The organism is Arenicella chitinivorans (assembly GCF_014651515.1).
In the GTDB taxonomy this organism is placed as follows: domain Bacteria; phylum Pseudomonadota; class Gammaproteobacteria; order Arenicellales; family Arenicellaceae; genus Arenicella; species Arenicella chitinivorans.
This window is the reverse complement of the sequence record NZ_BMXA01000001.1, coordinates 557507-580577: the sequence shown is the minus strand read 5'-3', so window position 1 is coordinate 580577 and position 23071 is coordinate 557507. Positions and strand designations below refer to the sequence as shown.

Annotated in this window: 20 protein-coding genes; 1 reads left to right on the top strand and 19 read right to left on the bottom strand. The window is 50.1% G+C overall.

Features of this window, described 5'->3' with window-relative positions; all coding sequences use genetic code 11:
* Positions 1-13 precede the first annotated feature (13 nt).
* Together ftsH and IE055_RS02570 are read right to left on the bottom strand one after the other, a co-directional pair.
* Positions 14-1924, bottom strand: a complete 1911-nt coding sequence (ftsH, locus tag IE055_RS02575) for an ATP-dependent zinc metalloprotease FtsH (RefSeq protein ID WP_229794092.1) — start codon at positions 1922-1924, stop codon at positions 14-16.
* Positions 1925-2051: 127 nt separating this feature from the next.
* Positions 2052-2678 carry an RlmE family RNA methyltransferase gene (locus IE055_RS02570; RefSeq protein WP_189398434.1) on the bottom strand — a complete coding sequence of 209 codons (627 nt, stop codon included), beginning with the start codon at positions 2676-2678 and terminating at the stop codon, positions 2052-2054.
* A 131-nt stretch (positions 2679-2809) separates the two neighbouring features.
* On the opposite strand from IE055_RS02570, the gene yhbY reads away from it, so the two are divergent.
* On the top strand, positions 2810-3106 hold the full coding sequence (gene yhbY / locus IE055_RS02565) for a ribosome assembly RNA-binding protein YhbY (RefSeq protein WP_189398433.1): 297 nt from the start codon (positions 2810-2812) through the stop codon (positions 3104-3106).
* An 88-nt stretch (positions 3107-3194) separates the two neighbouring features.
* Here the strand turns inward: yhbY and greA are convergent, their stop codons facing one another.
* The 17 genes from greA to IE055_RS02480 all read right to left on the bottom strand — a co-directional run bounded on the left by greA (position 3195) and on the right by IE055_RS02480 (position 22990).
* Positions 3195-3674: a transcription elongation factor GreA gene (gene greA, locus IE055_RS02560; RefSeq protein WP_189398432.1), complete on the bottom strand. Its 480-nt coding sequence runs from the start codon at positions 3672-3674 to the stop codon at positions 3195-3197.
* Between the two features lie 14 nt (positions 3675-3688).
* Positions 3689-6916 (bottom strand): carbamoyl-phosphate synthase large subunit, encoded by a 3228-nt coding sequence (carB, locus tag IE055_RS02555; RefSeq protein WP_189398431.1) that lies wholly within the window; start codon positions 6914-6916, stop codon positions 3689-3691.
* A gap of 2 nt (positions 6917-6918) precedes the next feature.
* Positions 6919-8067 (bottom strand): glutamine-hydrolyzing carbamoyl-phosphate synthase small subunit, encoded by a 1149-nt coding sequence (carA, locus tag IE055_RS02550; RefSeq protein WP_189398430.1) that lies wholly within the window; start codon positions 8065-8067, stop codon positions 6919-6921.
* Positions 8068-8274: 207 nt separating this feature from the next.
* Positions 8275-9087: a 4-hydroxy-tetrahydrodipicolinate reductase gene (dapB, locus tag IE055_RS02545; protein ID WP_189398429.1), complete on the bottom strand. Its 813-nt coding sequence runs from the start codon at positions 9085-9087 to the stop codon at positions 8275-8277.
* Between the two features lie 37 nt (positions 9088-9124).
* A complete protein-coding gene (locus IE055_RS02540) occupies positions 9125-10471 on the bottom strand; it encodes a hypothetical protein (RefSeq protein WP_189398428.1) in 1347 nt (448 codons plus the stop codon).
* 74 nt (positions 10472-10545) lie between these two features.
* Positions 10546-11691 (bottom strand): hypothetical protein, encoded by a 1146-nt coding sequence (locus tag IE055_RS02535; RefSeq protein ID WP_229794091.1) that lies wholly within the window; start codon positions 11689-11691, stop codon positions 10546-10548.
* A gap of 33 nt (positions 11692-11724) precedes the next feature.
* Positions 11725-12048 carry a LapA family protein gene (locus IE055_RS02530; protein WP_189398426.1) on the bottom strand — a complete coding sequence of 108 codons (324 nt, stop codon included), beginning with the start codon at positions 12046-12048 and terminating at the stop codon, positions 11725-11727.
* 87 nt (positions 12049-12135) lie between these two features.
* Entirely contained in the window at positions 12136-12441 is a 306-nt protein-coding gene (locus IE055_RS02525; RefSeq protein ID WP_268244523.1) for an integration host factor subunit beta, read from the bottom strand.
* A 216-nt stretch (positions 12442-12657) separates the two neighbouring features.
* The gene (gene rpsA, locus IE055_RS02520; RefSeq protein ID WP_189398425.1) at positions 12658-14328 is read right to left on the bottom strand and encodes a 30S ribosomal protein S1; all 1671 of its coding nucleotides are present in this window, start codon (positions 14326-14328) and stop codon (positions 12658-12660) included.
* 77 nt (positions 14329-14405) lie between these two features.
* Positions 14406-15089, bottom strand: coding sequence for a (d)CMP kinase (gene cmk / locus IE055_RS02515; protein ID WP_189398424.1), 684 nt, complete (start codon positions 15087-15089; stop codon positions 14406-14408).
* On the bottom strand, positions 15082-16404 hold the full coding sequence (gene aroA, locus IE055_RS02510) for a 3-phosphoshikimate 1-carboxyvinyltransferase (protein ID WP_189398423.1): 1323 nt from the start codon (positions 16402-16404) through the stop codon (positions 15082-15084). The genes cmk and aroA overlap by 8 nt, the downstream gene beginning before the upstream one ends.
* A gap of 50 nt (positions 16405-16454) precedes the next feature.
* Entirely contained in the window at positions 16455-17348 is an 894-nt protein-coding gene (locus tag IE055_RS02505) for a prephenate dehydrogenase (protein WP_189398422.1), read from the bottom strand.
* 24 nt (positions 17349-17372) lie between these two features.
* Complete coding sequence (gene pheA / locus IE055_RS02500; protein ID WP_189398421.1) at positions 17373-18494, bottom strand: prephenate dehydratase; 1122 nt, start codon at positions 18492-18494, stop codon at positions 17373-17375.
* A 26-nt stretch (positions 18495-18520) separates the two neighbouring features.
* The gene (locus IE055_RS02495) at positions 18521-19690 is read right to left on the bottom strand and encodes a phosphoglycerate dehydrogenase (RefSeq protein ID WP_189398420.1); all 1170 of its coding nucleotides are present in this window, start codon (positions 19688-19690) and stop codon (positions 18521-18523) included.
* A 52-nt stretch (positions 19691-19742) separates the two neighbouring features.
* On the bottom strand, positions 19743-20825 hold the full coding sequence (serC, locus tag IE055_RS02490; protein WP_189398419.1) for a 3-phosphoserine/phosphohydroxythreonine transaminase: 1083 nt from the start codon (positions 20823-20825) through the stop codon (positions 19743-19745).
* Between the two features lie 249 nt (positions 20826-21074).
* The gene (locus IE055_RS02485; protein ID WP_189398418.1) at positions 21075-22505 is read right to left on the bottom strand and encodes a M35 family metallo-endopeptidase; all 1431 of its coding nucleotides are present in this window, start codon (positions 22503-22505) and stop codon (positions 21075-21077) included.
* Between the two features lie 62 nt (positions 22506-22567).
* Positions 22568-22990, bottom strand: coding sequence for a hypothetical protein (locus IE055_RS02480; protein ID WP_229794090.1), 423 nt, complete (start codon positions 22988-22990; stop codon positions 22568-22570).
* Positions 22991-23071: the final 81 nt, after the last annotated feature.

The window sequence follows — 23071 nt, the reverse complement described above, 5'->3', positions numbered from 1 at the left end:
CCGATGACTTGGTTTACGTTTCGCTCGCCGGATTGTCGAGCTGTGGCTTTACTGCTGGCTTACCTTTTTCATCATCACCAGAGTCGCCCTTACCGCGCGGTGTTGGCAGATCCGCAGGCGGTGTTGGCTTTTTACCTTCCATAATCTCAGCGATTTGCGCTGCGTCTAGGGTTTCAAACTCCATCAACGCCTTGGCCATCACTTCGACTTTATCGCGATTTTCTTCCAGAATTTGTTTAGCACGGTGGTACTGCTCATCAAGAATACGCGTGACTTCGGTGTCAATTAGATTAGCCGTGGTGTCGCTCATATTGGCGCTGGTATTACCACCAAGACCACCTTCAGGCTGACTATTACCATACACCCGAGTGCCAAGCACATCACTCATGCCCCAGCGGGCAACCATGTTGTGCGCCATTTCGGTCGCACTTTCAAAATCACTCGAAGCGCCCGTGGTCATTTGATTCATAAACAATTCTTCCGCGATTCGGCCACCGAGTGCAACCGCAATACGTGCCAGGAGGAACTCTCTGTCGTAGCCAAAACGATCTTCCTCAGGCAAGTAAAATGTTAAGCCCAGCGCTCTTCCGCGAGGAATGATCGTAACTTTATGCACGGGATCGTAAATATCCTTCAACACGGCACCGACTACGGCATGACCGGATTCGTGATATGCAGTATTAAGCCGCTCTTTTTCTGGCATCACGATTGAGCGTCGTTCCGCACCCATCATGACTTTGTCTTTAGCAAATTCAAAATCTTCCATCTCAACCAGTTTTTTGGCCCCGCGCGCAGCGAATAATGCCGCCTCATTCACCAGATTGGCGATATCAGCGCCAGAAAAACCCGGGGTTCCACGGGCAATCACAGCCGGGTCTACACTCTTGCCGATTGGCACTTTTCGCATATGGACTTTGAGAATTTGCTCGCGGCCGCGAATGTCTGGCAAGGGCACCACAACCTGACGGTCGAAGCGACCAGGACGCAAAAGCGCCGGGTCTAACACGTCGGGTCGGTTGGTCGCAGCAATCACAATAATACCTTCGCCGCCTTCAAAGCCGTCCATTTCGACCAGCAGCTGGTTTAGTGTCTGTTCACGCTCGTCATTGCCACCACCAATACCGGCACCACGATGACGCCCTACTGCATCAATCTCATCGATAAAAATGATACACGGTGCATTTTTCTTAGCCTGATCGAACATGTCGCGCACGCGAGAAGCACCTACGCCGACAAACATCTCGACAAAGTCAGAGCCTGAGATCGAAAAGAACGGCACCTGTGCCTCGCCGGCAATGGCTTTAGCCAACAGCGTTTTACCCGTACCAGGACTACCAGTCATCAAGATTCCGCTCGGCATGCGGCCACCCAATTTCTGAAAGCGTGAAGGATCACGGAGAAACTCGACAATTTCTTGTACTTCCTCTTTTGACTCTTCAACGCCCGCGACATCGTCGAAAGTGACGCGATTGTTGTCTTGGTTTAGCAATCGCGCTTTACTCTTGCCGAAACTCATTGCGCCTTTCCCAGCACCACCTTGCATCTGGCGCATCAAATAGATCCACACACCAATAAACAACACAAAGGGCAAAATGCTGACCAGAAAACTTGCCAGTGCCGAGGGCTTCTCAGGCTGTATGACTTTGAAATTGATGCCACGGTCGATGAGGGTATCAACCAGCTTGTCATCCAAACGCGACATGGTCGCCCAAACTTGCTTGCCCGAGCTATCCGTTCCGTAAATTTTCAGCTCTTCTTCATTCAGAATCACGTCATCAACTGAGCCATTGACGATCAGTTCATTGAATTCTGAATAAGTCTTTTCATCCGGCAGTCGAGCGCCCGGTGACTTGCTGTCAGCTATCCAAGAGGCTGCAACAAGAAGAATGAGACCGACGATGACGATATTGGTGATTCTGTTCAATTCGATACACCTGTTTAAGGTTACAAAATTACGATGTTTAGTTTACCAGTAAGCACACGGCATTTGTGAGGCACCGTACACACTTATGACCATAGTCTTAGCGCGCATAGTCGTAGAAATCAGACCACTACTGTGCAATTCGATGTTTAGCCAAAAAGTAGTATTCGCGACTCTTTGCACGCGATGCACCTGGTTTTCTGACCACACCGGACTTGAACCGTGATTTAACCTCACGTCGATAGTAGTGCGCAGCACTGCCCTCGAACAACTTCACCAACAAATGATTACCTGCTTTTAAGCGCTGATCACAAAAGTACAATACAGAATCTAACAAGCCTTCATATTGGGCTTCGTCAACGCTTCTTACACCTGTAATGTTGGGGGCCATGTCAGAAATTACAAGGTCAATGTCGCGCCCATCCAAGATTTCGTCAATTCGCGCCAGTATGTCGGGGTCCTGAAAATCACCCTGGATAAAGGTGACGTTATCAATCGGGTCCATGGGCAGTAAATCAACACCAATCACCGTCACTGAGCCACCAAACTTACGCGCTATATATTGCGACCAGCCACCCGGAGCACAGCCCAAATCCACGACTACCATCCCGCTCTTGACCAGTTTATCCTGGTCATCAATTTCTTTAAATTTATAGACCGCTCTGGAGCGATACCCTTGACTGGTGGCCTTCTTGACGTACGGATCGTTGACATGCCGACGGACCCACTCACCAGTTTTGTTGCCTTTTCGTGCCATTTTAGGTGTATTTTTCCTAAGTTTAGGTAGAATCTCGCGTCTGCGCCACCGGAATACCGACTCAACTTGCAGCAACCGATTGCTGTGGCTCAGACACTGTTAATAATCGCATTATATGCACGCACTTATACATGACACTGACTGGAAAACAAAAAAATTACCTACGTGGTGTGGCTCACGGCCTTAACCCAGTGGTAATGATTGGCAGCAAAGGACTAACTGATGCTGTCATGAGTGAAATTGAGCTGGCGCTGGAACAGCACGAATTAATCAAAATCAAACTGCCGAGTAACGAAAAAGCAGAGAAAGTAGCGTTACTTGCCCAAATCACCGCGCGCTCAGCCAGCGAACCGGTGCAGTTAATCGGTCGCGTTGGTGTTGTTTACCGGCCTGCGACGGAACCAAAGCTGTCAATACCTAGCATCTGATTTGGTGTGTGGCCTGCGTAACCAGCAGGCCAGCGTACCGGTAGGTTACGCGCGGCGCACGATAACCCTCAATTGACAGCGCTGTCGACTATACGTCGTAACTCACGCTGACCACTTCATATGTTTTTTCGCCGCTTGGTGCTTCAAACGTAAATTCATCACCTTCAGACTTACCGATCAAAGCGCGACCGATCGGCGAGCTAAGCGATATCTGACCCTGATCAATATCAGCTTCCAGATCACCGACAATTTGATACGAAACTTCTTTAGCAGCGTCAATGTCGTACAAGGTTACCCGTGTTCCAAACACGACCTTGCCCTGAACATTCAACTTACTCGGGTCAATGACTTCAGCGATACTGAGGTGGCTCTCTAGCTCTTTGATTCGACCTTCGACAAAGCCTTGTTGCTCTTTAGCCGCGTCGTACTCTGCATTTTCAGAGAGATCGCCGTGCGATCGCGCTTCAGCAATCGCCTCGATTACCTTCGGGCGCTCAACACTCTTTAAATTTTTTAGTTCTGCCTGCAACGCTTCTGCGCCTTTTTTGGTCAGTAGTACTCGATCCATTTTGTTATGTCTGGTTAATTATGTTTTATTAGTTTATGCAAATCTTGCAGCTTGCTGACACTCATTTCTGAATGTGCTTTGTGCGCTGCAACCATGGCACGAGCTGATGAGATATTAGTGAAATACGTCACTTTGTGCATCAACGCTTCGCGTCGGATAGTGTAGGAATCCTTCACGGTGTCATTGCTTGAGGTGGTATTGATAACCAAGTTTGCCTGACCGTCGATGATCATGTCCACGATGTGCGGACGGCCTTCTTTCACCTTATTCACTACTTTGGTTTCAATGCCCGCGTCGCGGAACACTTGTGCTGTTCCTCGAGTAGCAACAATATCAAACCCCGCACCCGAGAGATAGCTTGCTAACTCAGTTGCAATCTTTTTATCGCTGTTGCGGACGCTGAACAAGACCGTCCCAGTATGGGGAATATTGGAGCCCGTACCTTGCTGGGCCTTATCGTAAGCCTCGCCAAAGCTACGCCCGACGCCCATCACCTCGCCCGTAGATTTCATCTCTGGACCCAACAACGTGTCGACACCAGGGAACTTGACGAAAGGGAATACTGCCTCTTTGACAGAATAGTACTCCGGAATAATTTCTCCCTGAATGCCCTGCTCTGCCAACGATTTGCCCGCCATGCATAATGCCGCCACCTTAGCCAATGGGCGAGATGTCGCTTTAGATACGAATGGCACCGTACGTGATGCGCGAGGATTCACTTCCAGTACAAATATGTCCTCACCTTTGATCGCGAATTGCACATTCATCAGACCAACCACATTCAGGGCGAGCGCCATTTTTGCAGTCTGTTCACGCAGATCCGCCTTGATGGCTTCCGTAAGGCTAAATGGGGGCAACGAACACGCTGAATCACCTGAGTGCACACCGGCCTGCTCGATATGCTCCATGATACCACCGATAACGACCTGTTCTCCGTCGCAAATTGCATCCACGTCGACTTCGATCGCATCATTGAGGAACCGATCCAACAATACTGGCGACTCATTGGACACTTGAATCGCTGACGCCATATAGTTTTTCAACGCTGCCGTATCGTGCACAATCTCCATGGCACGACCGCCTAATACATAAGAGGGGCGCACGACCAAGGGGTAACCAACTTCTTCGGCCATCTCGAGCGCATCTTCTTCGCTCGAAGCAATACGATTAGGTGGCTGCTTTAGGTTCAATCGATTAAGCAAGGCTTGAAATTGTTCTCGGTCTTCCGCATCGTGAATCGCTGTTGGAGACGTACCGATGATCGGTGTGCCTTGCGCTTCCAGTGGACGTGCCAGTTTTAATGGCGTCTGTCCGCCGTACTGCACAATAACACCCGTAGGATTCTCTTTGTGTACGATCTCGAGCACGTCTTCCAACGTTAGGGGCTCGAAATACAACCGATCTGAGGTGTCGTAATCAGTGGATACGGTCTCCGGGTTGCAGTTAACCATGATGGTTTGATAGCCGTTGTCACGTAACGCCATGGCCGCGTGCACACAACAATAGTCAAACTCAATCCCCTGGCCAATTCGGTTTGGACCGCCCCCCAACACCATAATTTTATCCGTGGTTACGGGTTCAGCCTCACACTCCTGCTCGTAACTTGAATACATATAGGCCGTTGCCGTGGCAAACTCGGCTGCGCAGGAATCGACCCGCTTATAAACTGGTCGAACAGATAAAGCGTGTCGCTGCGCGCGGAAATCATCCTCGCTACAAGCCAGCAACTGACTTAAGCGGACATCGGAAAATCCTTTGCGCTTCCAAGAGAATACTTGCTCCTTGGTCAGTTCAGCCAGCGTTGCCTCAGCGACGTCAGTCTCAGTTTGCATTAAATCAGCAATTTCCGCCAAAAACCATGGTTCAATGCCAGTGGCTTCGTGCACCGCTTGAACGCTCATGCCTTCACGGAACGCATCACCGATGTACCATAAGCGCTCAGCCTTTGGCACACGCAGCGCCTGACTTAAGCGTGTCTCACGCATGGTGCCCTCGAGGTCGCCGAGCTGCGGCTCAAAACCATGACTTCCAATTTCCAGACTACGCATGGCTTTTTGCAGTGATTCTTGGAAAGTTCGACCAATCGCCATTGCCTCACCAACCGACTTCATCTGCGTGGTCAGGGTGTCGTCAGCTTGCGGAAACTTGACAAAATCAAAGCGTGGAATTTTGGTTACCACGTAATCAATGCTTGGCTCAAACGATGCCGGTGTTAACCCGCCAGTGATTTCGTTGCGTAGTTCATCCAGCGTATAGCCAACCGCCAGCTTTGCGGCCACTTTAGCGATTGGGAAACCAGTCGCTTTGGAAGCCAGTGCCGACGAACGTGATACACGAGGATTCATTTCAATAATGATCATGCGACCGGTTTTGGGGTCGACCGCGAACTGCACGTTGGAACCACCGGTGTCGACACCAATCTCGCGCAGTACCGCCAAACTGGCATCGCGCATGATCTGGTATTCTTTATCTGTCAAGGTCTGCGCCGGCGCGACCGTGATGGAGTCACCGGTGTGTACACCCATGGCATCGAAGTTCTCAATGGAACAGATAATGATGCAGTTGTCCTCACGGTCACGCACCACTTCCATCTCATACTCTTTCCAGCCAAAGATGCACTCTTCGATCAATAATTCATTGGTTGGTGACGCATCCAAGCCGCGCTGACAGATTTCAACGAACTCTGCTTTGTTATACGCAATACCACCGCCGGTGCCTCCCATGGTGAACGACGGACGAATAATGACCGGCAGACCTAAGTCTTCAAGAATTTCAAAGGCCTGATCCATACTGTGTGCAATATCGCCCCGCACTGTCTCCAGGCCGATCTTCGTCATCGCCGATTTAAACTTCTCACGGTCTTCGGCTTTGTCGATGGCTTCTTTGGTTGCCCCAATCATCTCGACGCCATGCTTGGCCAGTACGCCTTCGCGCTCCAGATCCAGCGCACAGTTCAGCGCGGTTTGCCCCCCCATCGTTGGCAGCAACACATCGGGCTTCTCAGCCTCGATAATCTTTTCTACCGCTTGCCAGCTAATCGGTTCAATATAGGTCGCATCAGCGAAACCGGGGTCAGTCATAATGGTGGCGGGATTCGAATTGACCAGCACCACACGAAAGCCTTCCTCTTTTAGCGCTTTACACGCCTGCACACCGGAATAATCAAATTCACATGCCTGACCGATAATAATCGGGCCGGCACCAATAATCAGTACGGTTTGAATATCACTGCGTTTGGGCATGCTTAGTTCTCCTCGGCTACGCTGGCCTTTTGTGCCTGCATCATCTGGATAAATTGTTCAAACAAAGGGGCGACATCGCGCGGTCCGGGACTCGCTTCGGGATGACCTTGAAACGAAAACGCAGGCACATCGGTTCTACGAATACCTTGAATAGTGTTATCAAACAACGACCTATGTGTCACTGTGAGTGTGTCTGGCAGGCTGTTTTCCGCTACCGCAAAACCATGATTTTGACTGGTAATCATGACCTTTTTACTGGCCAGGTCCTGGACCGGGTGGTTAGCGCCATGATGACCAAACTTCATTTTCTCGGTCTGTGCCCCCGATGCCAGCGCCAGAATCTGATGACCTAGACAGATTCCAAAAATTGGTTTACCGGCTTCAATAATGGCTTGAGTCGCGTCGATGGCATAATCACATGGTTCCGGGTCACCGGGGCCGTTGGACAAAAACACACCGTCCGGGTGCATTGCCAACACTTCTGCCGCAGGGGTCTGCGCTGGCACAACGGTGACATCGCAACCTAAGTCAACCAGAATGCGCAGGATGTTATGCTTGACCCCAAAATCATAGGCAACAACTTTATAGTCAGACTTCGCCTGCTGTTGATAACCTTGCGTCAGTGACCACACCGATTGCGACCATTCGTACGCTTCATCGGTGGTGACTTCTTTAGCTAGGTCCATCCCCTTCAAGCCTGGGAAACCTTGCGCCGCCGCGATCGCCTGTTCAGGGTCAATATCGTCGCCCGCCACAATACACCCATTCTGAGCACCTTTCTCACGCAGCATTCGCGTTAACTGACGCGTATCAATGTCAGCGATAGCAACCAAATTATTTTCTGCCAGATACTCGTCTAGGTTTTGCGAGTTTCGCCAATTATTGGCCATGCGCGGCAGATCACGAATGATAAGTCCTGCTGCACTGACTGAGTCGGACTCGATGTCTTCGCCATTCGTGCCGGTGTTGCCAATGTGTGGATAGGTCAATGTGACCAATTGTTTGGAATAGGAAGGGTCAGTCAGAATTTCCTGGTAGCCGGTCATTGCGGTATTGAAAACAACCTCACCGACAGTTTGCCCGGTGGCGCCAATCGACTGCCCCCAAAACAAAGTTCCATCTGCTAATGCCAATAATGCGCTGTGTTTCATTGGGTGCCCTGGTCATGTTGAATTACATATGTAACTCAAAATTTGCTTAAAAAAAGGGAGAAGCCCTATTGGTGGCTTCTCCCTTTTTGGGTTACTTTTTCGGCTTTTGTGGTGGCCTTTTCATCGCGCGGTATTTTAGCCGAAGCAATGAGCGGCTTGCAATGTGATTAGACGCTAAAAATGTAATTAGTTTCCTGCATCACGCATTCAGGTTAAGTCTCGCAATCCCAGCACATCGTGCATATCGTACAAGCCGGGCGCCTGCCCACCGAGCCAGCCCGCCGCTCGCACCGCACCTTTGGCAAAGGTCATCCGCGAAGAGGCCTTGTGTGTCAATTCGATCCGCTCACCCTCACTGGCGAACAGTACCGTATGATCGCCAACCACGTCTCCTGCACGCACGGTCGCAAAGCCGATGGTGTCCCGATCTCGCGGTTCGGAAATCCCTTGTCGCCCATACACGGCACACGCATCCAAGTCGCGCCCTAAAGACTGCGCTATCAACTCACCAAGCCGCATAGCCGTGCCGGAAGGCGAGTCCACCTTATGCCGGTGATGCGTTTCAATAATTTCGATATCGGAATCGGCTGCCAGAATTGGTGCCATTTGCTGGACTAAATGAAAACAGAGCGTCATACCAACGCTCATATTGGCGGCAAACACCAACGGAATCGTAGTACCTGCCGCATGTATTTCAGCTTCCTGAGCACGCTCAAATCCGGTAGTGCCAATAACAGCGGACTTCTGATTCGCGACACAGTAACGCAAATTACGCAAACAAGGCTCAATGGGGCTGAAATCAATCAGCACATCAAACTCGGCCCGCTCAATACGGGACACGATGGGCACATCAACTTTGCCTACGCCGGCCACTTCGCCAACATCCGCGTTCAGCAAACTGCTGTCCGGGCGATGGATGGCTGCAGTCAAAACCAGTTTTTCATCATTAGAAGCCTGCAGGGCCTGAACAATGGCACGCCCCATCCGGCCGGTGGCACCGGCTACCGCAATTTTCAACAAACCAACCTCGTATGCGTATCAAATAGACTATGGAAGATTAACGAAACACATCCTTAATTTTTCCGAACATGCCGTCTTCATTACTCGCTTCCGAAAACGCTTCAATCTTAACGTCTTCAGGGCGACGCAGGATACCGAGTTTATGACATGCGTTCATCAAACCAAAAACCACGTGGCGACTGTAGCCCGATTTCTGCATCAAACTATAAGCACTCTCTGGATTAACAAACAACAAGGTGCACAACTTGAGCAACACATTGTCTAATTCCAGCAAATCAAACTGGGGCCATCGCTCGAGTATGTACTCACTGGTCTCATCCAGTCCGCGCGCTAGTGATTTGGTGTGCGTCGCAAGGGTATGAGCAAAAATGAGTCGACTGGTTGGGTAGGCTTTCAGTCCTTCGGTTGGGTGCCAGTCACTGCCGATCGGAATCTTAGTAACTTGCTCGACACTCAACGCTTTAGCCCATTTAGCGGGCTCTTTGTGTGAATAGACCATGTCGCGACCAGGCTTAATAAACAACAGGCTTTCACGTTCAGAATAAATTTCTAAATCGTATTCCCAAAAATCATCCCCTGGATTGACCGGTGTGCCAGTTAGCAAACGCTCAGTCAGCGCTTGCTCAGCTTGTTTATCCGGAGCATCTTCGATCTCCTCTTCTTCATCGGTAAGAATAAGGTTAGTGACAGTATGGTCTTCGTCGAGTTCAGACTCGGACATTTCCCAAGCGTCGAGCGTATTCGTCTCAATCACCAACACACTGCTAGCAGAGCCACTCTCGTCGTCGGTGGTCAGCACTACGCTCTTGGCTGTTTCGACTTCCGCAACGCCTTCGTCGCCATCGGCAAAGCCTCGCACGTCGTCGACCACCTTCATGTACTCACTATTCGTGAAACTGTGGTAATCGACGCTCATGTTGTCGAGTTCGTAGTCATATTCGGCAGCATCGGAGAAATCAGCCTCCTCCGACGCGGGCACATCCGACTCGCTTTTTTCGTCCATCTCGGCAATGACGAACTGCATTTCATCTGGCAGCACACGCTCAGCATCAGGCTGAGCTTCGCCGTTAGCACCAAACTCCAATCGTGTAAGCTCGGTCTTAAAATCACTCCATTGAACAGGTCGAGAAAGATAACCGATGCCACTTTCTTCGACATTGTTACCTACCTTAATCGATGGCAAGGCGGCAACCTCATCTTCAGCATCACCAAACTGGTAGCTGGCATCCACGATGGCAATATCGGGTTCGGTGTCATCACCGTCTTTCAGTATGACAACTTGATAGGTGAGTTCATTCTTCGCCAGATTGAGGAACGATTTAAAAAGAATCTGTTCTTTTTTCTCAATTCCTTTGAATACAAGGTGTTTAATCTCGGTGGTCACTGACTGTGTCTCATTATAATTACAGGTTATTGATCGAGCATTTGTTCGGCACGCACTGAGCCAAGGCACTCGACCTAATGAAAGCTTTCCCACTGCCCGCAGTTTGGACAATGCCAGTACATGGCTTTAGTGTCGAAACCGCACCCATTACAAGTATACTCAATCTGACGGTTTTTTTCTCTATTCAACAAACTGGTGAGCAAACTATCTTTATGCACCGAAGAAAGCCCCGCTTGTTTCAGCATTTGCAACAGGTATGCACTGACTGGCGCACTGTAACCGAATTCGGTCACACGATCACACACGGTTGTTATCGCGCTTGCCTCTCCCAGCACATCCTTTAATGCGCCAGACCAAAGCACAAAGGATAATTTATCGCGCGGCACACTGCGCTCTTCCAGTAAATACAGGGCGAGACCGTCGGCGTTACCCATCGCTTGATACCCTTCGACCAGATTCCCGATCACCCTATGCGCCAAGGCCGGATGCACTTTGCGCACACGATGCCATGCCTCCAGTGCGGCCGGATAATCGCCTTGTGCAAAATACAGCGCACCAAATAGATAATCTACTCGCCCGATCCCGGCACCCTGTTTATGGGCCGACTCAAGAGCCAATAGAGCTGGAGTAAATTTCCGCAACTCGATAAACTGCTCGGCAAGTTCACAATAATAATTCGCGATTGATTTACGCCTCGCCTGCTGTTCACTTTGTGGCAACCTAAGCAGGCTTTCGATGGCTTGTTGCCAGTCGTTTTCTTGATGATAAATCGCCACCAGGCCATCGGTGGCCAAAACTTGGTAATCGGAGATATCAAGCAACTCACGATACAAGTTTTCTGCCCGATCCAGCCAACCGACCTTATGGTAATCCTGTGCCAACTCATAGACGGCATTCGCCCGCTGAGCATCGGTTAGATGCGGTCGAGCGATCAAGTTTTGGTGAATACGTGTTGCGCGATCGAATTGCCCTGATTTTCGAAACAACCCGCCCAGCGCAAGATGCAACTCGACGGTATCTTTATCAACCTCGATGGCTTTTAAAAATAAGTCGATGGCTTTATCAGTCTCTTCGTTTAGAACGAAATTAACGCCCCTCAAATAATCCAGCGGTGGTGCAGAGGTGCGATAGCGCCGATAACCGAACCACAGATTGGCAAACAACGCCACCAACAATACGACAAACAAGACTGGCCAGAGCCAATCCATTGACGTAATCAAAACATCACCTCGTGTTTGCGAGGCCAGCCTGAATCAGGAATTATCAGAGCCTGGTAACGCAGGGCCAGAAGACACGGGCATGGCTCGGAGATTCTCGACTTCTTTTTCAACCTTAGCGAGTTGTCGCTTGCTACGCCCTGCCGCCATCTTGTTTCGAAACACTGAGATACTCATTAACAGCGCTCCCAACACCAAGCCAATGAGGAATGGCACAACTAGCACGACATACAAGTCTACTTGCGCCTGCCAGCCAAAATAATAGTTCAATGTGATCGAGCCTGGATTGCGCATATTGATGGTTAACGCAAGTACCGCGAAAAGGAGAAATATAATCGTAGTGACAATGAACTTTTTCATACAAAAAATTTGGGCATCAAAACCAGGCTCTGTGATCAGTTTAGTATAAATCCTTTTTTGACGACTCGCTGTGCGAGTTGCTTAAAATTAGGAATTGATTGAGTCAACTCGCTCCTTGAGCTCTTTGCCGGGCTTGAAATGCGGCGAAAACTTGTCTTCCACTGAAACCGATTCGCCAGTTTTTGGATTTCGGCCGACGCGCGCAGGACGATAGTGCAATGAAAAGCTACCGAACCCCCGAATCTCAATTCGCTCCCCCTCTTCGAACGCGTTACCCATTCGTTCAAGCACAGCCTTAACTGCCAGCTCGACGTCACGATGCGCTAAATGCGGTTGTTTTTCAACTAGCACCTCGATGAGTTCCGACCTCGTCATTGTTGGTGTTTTAATCATACCCTGTACCCTTTGATTAATTTTTAGCCGAGAAAGTATAGAGAGTCCCCGCGTTCCACGCAACTAATCCAGAACAAAAAAGCTGGCTAAGTGACTGATATTACTAAATTTATCGTCATAATTGACGATTGACCACCAAGTTCTGGCTGACATAAAAAAACCGCAGCCCCCGAATCGGCGGGCTGCGGCTCTTTTCAAAGATGCTTGAATAAAGGTCTATTTATTCAATTTTTCTTTCAGTTTCTCAGCCAGCAAGCTGCTACCAGATTCATCGCTGCCACGCGCATATTCTTGGATCGCCTCACTTTCGTGCTGCGCTTCCAATGCTTTAATGGACAATGAAATTCGGCGAGTCTTACGGTCGATTGACGTGACTTTTGATTCAACTTTATCGCCAACACTGAACAGGTTGGAAGCATCATCAACGTGGTCACGTGAGATCTCGCCCGCACGCAGGTAACCCTCAACGCCCTCAGTTAATTCAATGGTGACACCACGTGAATCGACTTCTTTCACGGTACCAGTGACAACCGCGCCTTTATTGTTGGCGGCAACGAAGTCACTGAATGGGTCACCAGAAATTTGCTTGACACCCAATGAAATACGCTCACGCTCTGGATCTACAGCCAAGACAACGGCTTCCAGCTCATCGCCTTTAGAGTAGTTGCGGATGACGTCTTCGCCTTCTTCGTTCCAAGACAGATCGCTAAGGTGAATCAAACCGTCAATGTTGCCCTCAAGACCAATAAACACACCGAAATCAGTGATTGATTTGATCTTACCAACAACTTTGTCGCCTTTCTTGTGTGTCGCGGCGAAGCTATCCCATGGGTTCGCACGGCACTGCTTCATACCCAGTGAAATACGACGACGCTCGGCATCGATCTCCAGCACCACAACTTCGACTTCGTCATTAACTTGGCACACTTTACTTGGATGAATGTTTTTGTTGGTCCAGTCCATTTCTGACACGTGCACCAAACCTTCAACACCATCTTCCAGCTCAACAAAGGCACCGTAGTCAGTGATGTTAGTCACTTTACCGTAATGACGCGAGTCAACGGTGAAACGACGTGCCAGATCTTTCCATGGGTCATCACCCATTTGCTTGATGCCCAAGGAAACACGTGCTTTTTCTTTGTCGAACTTCAGTACGCGTGCTTCGATATCTTGGCCAACTTCCAAAATTTCAGACGGATGCTTAACACGTTTCCATGCCATATCTGTGATGTGCAACAGACCGTCAATGCCACCCAGATTGATAAACGCACCGTAGTCAGTCAGGTTCTTAACGATACCTTTAACGATTTGACCTTCTTCGATGGTTTTCAGCAACTCTTCACGCTCAGCACCCAACTCGTTCTCAACCACAGCGCGGCGAGAAACAACAACGTTGTTACGTGCTTTATCGATCTTGATTACCTTCAACTCAAGGTCACGATTTTCAAGATACGCAGAATCTTTAACAGGACGCACATCTACCAATGAACCCGGCAGGAACGCACGAACGTTTTGCAGTGATACGGTGAAACCACCTTTTACTTTGCCAGTAATCTGACCAACCACGATATCTTCGTTTTCGTGTGCCTTCTCCAGCTCCGCCCATACGCGGACACGACGTGCTTTATCGTGTGACAACTTGGTACGGCCGTAACCGTCTTCGACGCTCTCGATAGCAACCTCTACTAGGTCGCCTGCGTGTACATTGTACTCGCCTTCGATTTTAGCAAACTGGGAAAGGGGAATTTCGGCTTCAGACTTGAGGCCCGCAGTGACGGTCACATAATCGCCGTCGACAGAAACAACTTCAGCTTTGATCACCTCACCGACGGTCATAACGGTGTTCTTTAGGCTCTCTTCAAACATTTCAGCGAATGATTCGCTCATAACTTCTTACCTTCGATACTGGCTTCCGTTGCAGAAACTGGCATCTTATCTAGCGTCACATTCGGTCCGAACGAAGATCAGCGTTGATTTACATGATCCATTATACACGCAACGACTTCATCAATAGACAGCGCTGAAGTATCAAGCACATACGCGTCATCCGCAGGTTTAAGCGGAGATTCTGCGCGGCTCGAATCTCGGACGTCACGGGCCTGGATCGACTCTAACAGGCGCGCGAGGTTAACATCGAAACCTTTTGATTTCAACTGATCGAAACGCCTTTGTGCCCGAATTTCCGCGCTTGCGGTCAAAAACACCTTAAATTCTGCATCAGGGAACACGACCGTGCCCATATCACGGCCATCCGCGACCAAACCAGGCGTGCGTCGACACCGACGTTGCATTGCCAGCAAGGCTGCTCTGACCGACCCAAGTGGCGCAATTTTACTGGCCATTTCGCCGGTCTCTTCTGTGCGCAAATCGTCTGTGACAATACGCCCATTAATTTCGATTTGAGCCACGTCGTCGGTCTGCACATGACACACCAGAGACATGCTCTCGGCAAGCGCCACGAGACCTGCAACGTCATCTGCAGCGACGGATTTGGAGTTCGCCAGCCAAGCCAGTCCACGATAAATCGCGCCACTATCTAAGTAGTGCCAACCAAATTTTAACGCACATATTTGCCCAATGGTTCCTTTTCCAGAACCGCTCGGTCCGTCCAGCGCCAGCACTGGCGGCAAAGGTGTTGTCTTACTCAATGCGCAACCCTACCGCCGTAGCGAGTTTTACAAAATTTGGGAACGACGTGGCTACTGTTTCCGCGCCATTGATAACAATTTTATCAGTACAAACGCCGCCAGCAATCGCAAACGACATGGCAATACGGTGATCGTGGTAACTCTCAACCGTGCCGCCGCGAATCGCACCGCCCTGAACCAACATACCATCCCGGCGCTCTTCGACTTCCACACCAATATTACGCAAACCTTCGACCATGCTGGAAATACGATCGGATTCTTTGTGTCGTAACTCTTCTGCACCGGATATCACGGTTTGACCATCAGCACATGCGGCAGCCACGCACAATACGGGAAACTCATCGATGGCGAGCGGCACCAAATTAGGGTCAATTTCACACCCTTTCAGCCCAACGTACTTCACTTGGATGTCCGCTACCGGCTCTCCACCGATAGCACGCGGGTTCAACAGTTTAATGTCCGCGCCCATGGCCTTAAGAATATCGATGACTCCGGTCCGAGTTGGGTTAATACACACATGCTCCAAAACAATTAATGAACCCGGCACGATGGATGCTGCCACCATAAAAAAGGCAGCAGACGAAATATCGGCTGGAATATCAATATCCGTGGCCGTTAACTTGCCACCACCAGATAAGCGAATCGTGGTGACCTGGTCATTGACCTTTTCTGAGTCACATTCGTAGCCGTATGCTTTTAACATTCGTTCGGTATGGTCACGCGTTGGCGCGGGTTCCGTGACGGAGGTTTCACCATCGGCATACAAACCGGCCAACAACACTGCAGACTTAATCTGTGCACTCGCCATAGGCAACTTGTAGCTAATCGGTTGCAAACGCTCAACACCGCGGATATGAATTGGTGGGCAACCATTATCATCGGTCGCACAACGCGCTCCCATTGAAGTCAACGGAACTGTGACGCGACGCATGGGCCGTTTTGACAGCGATGCATCACCAACCAGCTTGGAAGCAAAACTTTGTGCAGCAAGAATCCCGGTCATCAATCGCATAGCGGTACCGGAATTACCCATATCCAGATCCACTTTAGGCGCGTTAAGTCCACGCATACCGACCCCATGGATCACCAGGTCACCGTTATTTGGCCCTTCGGCTTGCACGCCCATCGCACGAAATGCTGCCAGAGTGGCCATAACATCCTCGCCTTCAAGCAACCCAGTAATATGACTCGTGCCCTCGGCCAAAGATGAAAACATCACTGCACGGTGAGACATAGACTTGTCGCCGGGTACACGCAAGGCACCGTTCAATGCATTCGCCGCCTTTTTAGACGATAATGTCGAATTCACACTCATAGTTAATCGCTCTTCTCTCTGGCGCTGGGCGCACTGTCTCAATTGTCTCGTTAATCAGTATCCTGAGCCTGCGCAATTGCCTCTGCGCGCTTTATCAGCCCGGCATCGCGTGCCGCTTTCGCCGCGCCGAAATACTCAAGGATGGCCGCCTGGTCTGCGTTGGCCACCAGATCACGAATGCCTTCAATTTGCGCATGAAAACCATCGAGCGCGGCGAGAACTTGTTCACGATTGGTAACACAGATATCACGCCACATCTCAGCATTGCTTGATGCGATGCGCGTAAAATCGTAAAAACCTGCGGCGGCCAAGTCAAATAATCGCTCACGATCGGGCTGATGACTCAAAAAATTAACCAAACTAAATGCAATCACGTGTGGCAAGTGACTGGTTTTGGCAAAAATTGCGTCATGTTCCTGCAAGCTCATGGATAACACGTGAGCGCCCAAACGCTGCCACATGTCCACCACTATCGATGTCATCTGCACATCAACTTCGGTTGTCTGCGTGATGATCACATGCTTATTTTGAAATAGCTTAAGCTTAGATGCCGATACACCAGAGTTTTCGCCACCTGCAATCGGGTGAGCCAAAACAAATTGCGGCAGAATATCCGGCACCTGCTGCTTCAATTGGTTATAAAGGTCCGTTTTAACACTACCGACGTCGGTTATGATCGCAGCGGGCGGCAAATGTGTTCTCATCTCAGTGATGACGGACAGCATCGCCTGCATCGGCGTTGCAAGCACCACCAGGTCAGCATCCTGTACCGCTTGAGTGAGCGGCAGCACCACGTCTACAACGCCTGCGTCCAATGTTTCTTGCGCGGTTTCGCTTGATCGGCATACACCGACAAGAAGCCTAGCCAACCGCTGCTCACGCAGGTCACGTGCCAGCGAACCACCAAGCAAGCCTGTTCCGACAATCGTGACTTGATTAAACATAAGAAAAAGAAACGACGACCGGGGTTATAAAACGCCGACCGGGTAAGAACCAATTAGCTTAAAGTAGGCGGATTTGGCCTTTAACTCTTCCAGAGCGGCCGACACCCCTTGGTCATCGACATGCCCAATGAGATCGATGAAAAACACATACTCCCAATTGGTTTGCCGACTCGGTCGAGACTCAATTCGACTCATATCGACGCCGGCATCGTACAAAGGCTTTAATAGTTCAAACAGGCTGCCCACTTTATTCGGTGCCGATACCATAATGGTGGTTTTATCTTCACCGCTAGCCGCATAGCTGTCGGTGCCGATAATCAAAAACCGCGTGGTATTGTTGCGCTCATCCTCAATGCCGGAAGCTAGGATATTGATATTGTATAAGCGCCCAGCAATGTCACTGGCAATGGCCGCCACTGCCGGGTCTTTAGAGGCAATAATCGCCGCCTCTGCATTACTGCTGGCGGTCAATATTTCGGCGTCCGGCAAATAACGTTCCAACCACTCACGACACTGCGCGAGCGCCTGAGGATGCGCATACACTTTCTGCACATTTGTCAGACCATCAGCATTACTCAACAATTGATGACTGATTGGCAATTGAACCTCACCACAGACCTTGAGATTGGATGAAGAAAAGCAATCCAGAGTGTGCGTGATAATACCTTCTGTTGAGTTTTCCACCGGCACAACGCCAAAATGCGCTTTGCGCTGCTCAACGACTCGGAATACATCCGGAATGGTTTTTACATCAAGACTACGCACTGCTTGACCAAAATGCTTAACCACCGCCGCTTGAGTATAGGTCCCTTCCGGCCCTAAATAGGCCACCGTCATCGGCATTTCAGCCGCCAGTGATGTCGACATGATCTCGCGCATGAGGCGCACCATTTCATCATCAGACACTAACCCATGCAGCTCCTCGCGCAACACGGCATTGCGCTCGCGAACCCGACGCAAGACCTGCGCTTCACGCTCTGGGCGATAAAACGATGCATCAGCATCACTCGCGACCTTGGCCTTGGCGATATCCGCCGCGACTAGCACGCGCTGTTGTATCAGCCGCAATATTTGCTGATCGAAAGCATCAATTTTTGCGCGCAATGCGACCAGCTCGTCGGAGTCAGTTTGTGGTTTATCACCCATGAGACGTTACGATTATCGTGCGAAGCCTAGGCTTGGATTGTGCGAGCTATCATAACACCATCAAGCTGTTTGATCGTGCTAATAACATCGCTGGGAATGGCACTGTCGACATCGACGATCGTGTAAGCCACATCACCACGCGACTGGTTGATCATGTCGTTAATATTTAAGTTAGCATCGGCCAGAATAGTCGAAATTTGACCGACCATGTTTGGCACGTTCTGATTACAGACTACCAAACGATGATCGGTACCACGCGGCATCGACACATTCGGGAAGTTAACCGAATTAGTGATATTGCCTGTTTCCAGATAGTCTCGAACCTGATTCGCCACCATCACCGCACAGTTGTCTTCTGCTTCGCCGGTCGATGCACCTAAATGTGGCAGACCAATCACTTTCGGCGTTTGCTTGGTGCGATTATTGGGGAAATCGGTGACGTAGCAACCCAATTTGCCTGCATCTATGGCATCGCACACCGCGGCATCATTGATAATACCGCCACGCGCCAGGTTAATAACGACCGCAGTCGGCTTCATTTTCTGCACATTGTCAGCGTTGATCAAATCACGAGTCGCATCAATCAAGGGAACATGTACGGTTAGAAAATCAACCTTTGATAACATTTCATCAACACTGTTAGCACGTTCAATCTGAGCTGATAACTGCCACGCACCGTCGACGGTTAAACCTGGATCAAAACCAACGACATTCATACCTAGGTTGACACAGGTATTAGCGACCATGCGTCCAATCGCGCCCAACCCGACCACACCAATGGTGCGACCGGGCAATTCAAAACCGGCGTATTTTTTCTTGCCAGCTTCCACCAACTTGCCGAGCTCGGCATCTTCACCTTGCAACCCTTCGGTGTATTTGATGGCTTCACTGATGTTTCGCGCCGACAAAAATAAGGATGCGATCACTAACTCCTTAACCGCATTGGCGTTTGCGCCTGGCGCATTGAACACCGGAATACCGGCTTTACTCATGGCATCCAACGGAATGTTATTGACCCCTGCACCGGCGCGCCCAACCGCCTTGAGGCTGGCGGGAATCGGCATATCGTGCATTTTAAATGAACGCAAGATGATGGCATCCGGCGATGCCACGTCGTCAGAAATCTGATACAAATCAGTCGGAAACTTCTCGAGCCCGACCGCTGAAATGTTATTAAGTGTAAGAATTTGATACATGTTATGTCCTGCCTCTCTCGCGCGCCACCAGACACGCGATCGGAATATTTGGTTATTGGTGCTTGGCTTTGAACTGATCCATAAAGTCGATCAATGCGGTAACACCATCTACCGACATGGCGTTGTAGATGCTGGCACGCATTCCACCGACCGAGCGATGACCTTTGAGGGCGTGTAAGCCAGCAGCGTGAGACTCCGCCAGAAAAGATGCGTCTAATTGATCATCAGCTAGGATAAAAGGCACGTTCATCCACGAGCGGCTGTCCACGGCCACCGGATTGGTATAGAAACCATTTGAATTATCAATGTAGTCGTACAACGCACTCGCTTTCTGCTGATTGGTTTGCGCCATTGACTCAACACCACCATTGGCTTTTAACCAAGCAAACACCTTACCGGCCAGATACCAAGCAAAGGTTGGCGGGGTATTATTCATACTGTCGCTCTCAGCCATGACCTGGTAATCCAATAGTCGTGGTGCATCCGCAGGGAAGTGGCCCAACAGGTCGTCACGCACAATCACGATCGTTAACCCTGCCGGGCCAATATTCTTCTGTGCACCCGCATAGATAAGCCCATATTTACGCACATCGATCGGACGCGAAAGAATGGTTGACGACAGGTCGGCGCAAATTGGCGCCTGAGTTTCAGGTAGCCAGTCAAACTCAACGCCCGCGATCGTTTCATTTGGGGTAATGTGCACATACGCAGCGTCATCACTGAGCTGCCAACTGCTGGCCTCGGGCACATGCTTGTAACCCTCTTCGGACGTGTCACACACCACATTCACATCAATAAAGCGCTTTGCGTCCGCAATTGCCTTTTTACTCCAATGCCCAGTATGTGCATAGTCGGCACGTTTACCGGCAAAACCCAGGTTTAGTGGAATTGCAGAGAACTGCATCGTGGCACCACCTTGCAGAAACAGGACTTTGTAGTTATCCGGGATGCCCATCAAATCGCGCAAATCCTGTTCTGCTTGTGCGGCAGTCTGCATAAAGGGCCCACCTCGATGTGATACTTCCATCACCGACGCACCGGTATGCCCCCATTCCAGTAGCTCAGCTTGCACTTCTTCAAGCACAGCCAATGGCAGTACAGCTGGACCTGCACTGAAGTTATAAACACGACTCATTATAAGTCTCCAAGAAAGTTAAAATCTTGTCTTGCGATCAGACACCAACCACCACCGGCTGGGCTTCATTCGCTGTCATGTCGGGCCGCAGATGGCAGAATTTGAAGCGCTGCCAGTCAATGCCATGAATAAGCAGAGTATTCTACACAAGGAAGACAAAAATCCATATGACTAGTTGGCCATAATCACTAGGTTTTATGGCCAACCATGTTGGGTATTCAAGAAATCTATACGGTGAGGCGAACCAAACTAGTCATCGTCGCTTAGTAACAGCATCAAAACGGACAGTAATGACATTTTGCGCACGGTAAGTGGCACACCACCAGAACAGTTATTGTCGGTACCTGACTCCCCGTTGACCTCAGTGACACACACACCAATCCAGTATTGCCCCTCTTCACGCGGCGCTTTAAAAGACAAATCAACAGCCAGCTCCTCACCACCGGCAAGCGCCATGACAGGCGCACTGCCAGCCACGGGATCTGCAAGTGATATCACCGAATCAGCAGACACGCGTACGGTAACCGTCGTCGACGGTGCATCCGCGCTCCCCACATTACTCACCGACGCGGAGAGACTCACATTGCCACCGACTACTGTTTTCAGATCTTCTGTCACTGTAATTGATGAAACCAGATCGACAGTTGCGGTGAACATAGGCAAAGACGGGGTATTTTCCGCAAAATACTCATGACTATCTGCATTTCGTACCGCATCAGCAGGGCGTGTTCGCGCCAAGCTTCGAGCTGCCGACTGCCCATATTCTATGTCGTCGGTTGCCGCCACCACGTTAAAGTGACTAACCTCATGGATAATCGTGCCCGCCTTGGAATCAGTGCCAGTCATCGGCGCACTCCAGAATGCTTGCCCCAGATAGACATCGTAAGGTTGACCAGGGTAAACGTAAGCAAAATATGGCACGCTGTCGTCACACTCGAACGTGATTGTACGGCCGCTGAGCGTTGAGAAAATACGATCAAAATTTCGTTGCACAGCGTTCCATCGGGTCGCTGTATACGCCCCAAACCATTCTTTGTAGCGTTGCACCGAACGACGAAACGCGACCGGCGTTGCCCGCATGTCATCGCGCGCACGTTTTGCCAAACTCTCAGCGGCACCCAAGGCGGAATCAATTTGATCTGGACGATCACCATCACAACTGTTGATAATCGGCGTTTGTTTCAGACTTACTGGGCGATCCTTGCTCAAGATCAATTTGACAGGCGGTGACTTTTGCGCCACGGCAGCGCCCTTAGGGCTAATAAGGTACTCCCCTTTGTAATCGAGGTGGTAGCCTGTATTAATATCGACGACCTGACTGCGACTTTCGCCCGGCGCTAAACTGATGTAATCGGCTGAAGTCGCCGGAGCACGCTTATAGTGACGCCCCATATAGGGCAACACGCGACCTTCATGAGTGACGGTCAAAAAATCTTCATCGACCCGCCCCTCGAACGCGGTCTCCCAGCGCAGGAGTTGCTTGGGTGTCGACCCGACATTGGTGTACGTGACTTTTACCAAGGCTTGCTCACTGGGACTGACTTTACTTTGCACCACATCCACGCTCATCGCGATGCCACTTGGCAAATCCGCGTAAACATTAGCGCAAACCAGTAAGAGTCCTAGCGCCAGGATTCGAAATACAGCCTTGTTTTTAAACACCAACATCAACTTAGACATAGTCGAAATTCTCCTGATTGGTACGCGACACAGTTCATCTACCATGCCCCGTACTGGGTAGATTAGCACTGGGGAAAACTGGGCCCAGTTGTAAAATTCAATATATTATTACGAGTCGGTACGACGTTGTTGTCACGCGACACAAATACGCCGATATACTCTAGTCGGTAAGCGCGATTGGCACAGAATGAGTACCCTTCGCTTAGACGCTGAGTATTACGTAAAACTTCGCCGGCCTTCAGCACGACATAGTCGTCCACCTCCGGTGCCGCGCGCTTCACCATTCGCCCAAGGTAGGGCAAAGCTTGCGCATCGACCGCAGCATCATGTGTAATTCGGTAGAGATCGCCTAATAAAGTCGCTTCCATTGGCGTATTCCAAGGCAACAGTTCGACAGACTCTTGACCGTTATTTTTCAGCTCTGCCTCCAGCACCACCTGCCCTGCCTCAAGTTCAGCTAGGTTGAGACTCAAGGTCAATTGCATAGATTGTGCATTGCAGGCTGCCAACAATAAAGTCGTACACGATAGTATCATGGCGAAGTAAAATTTTGAGGTCATTTATTT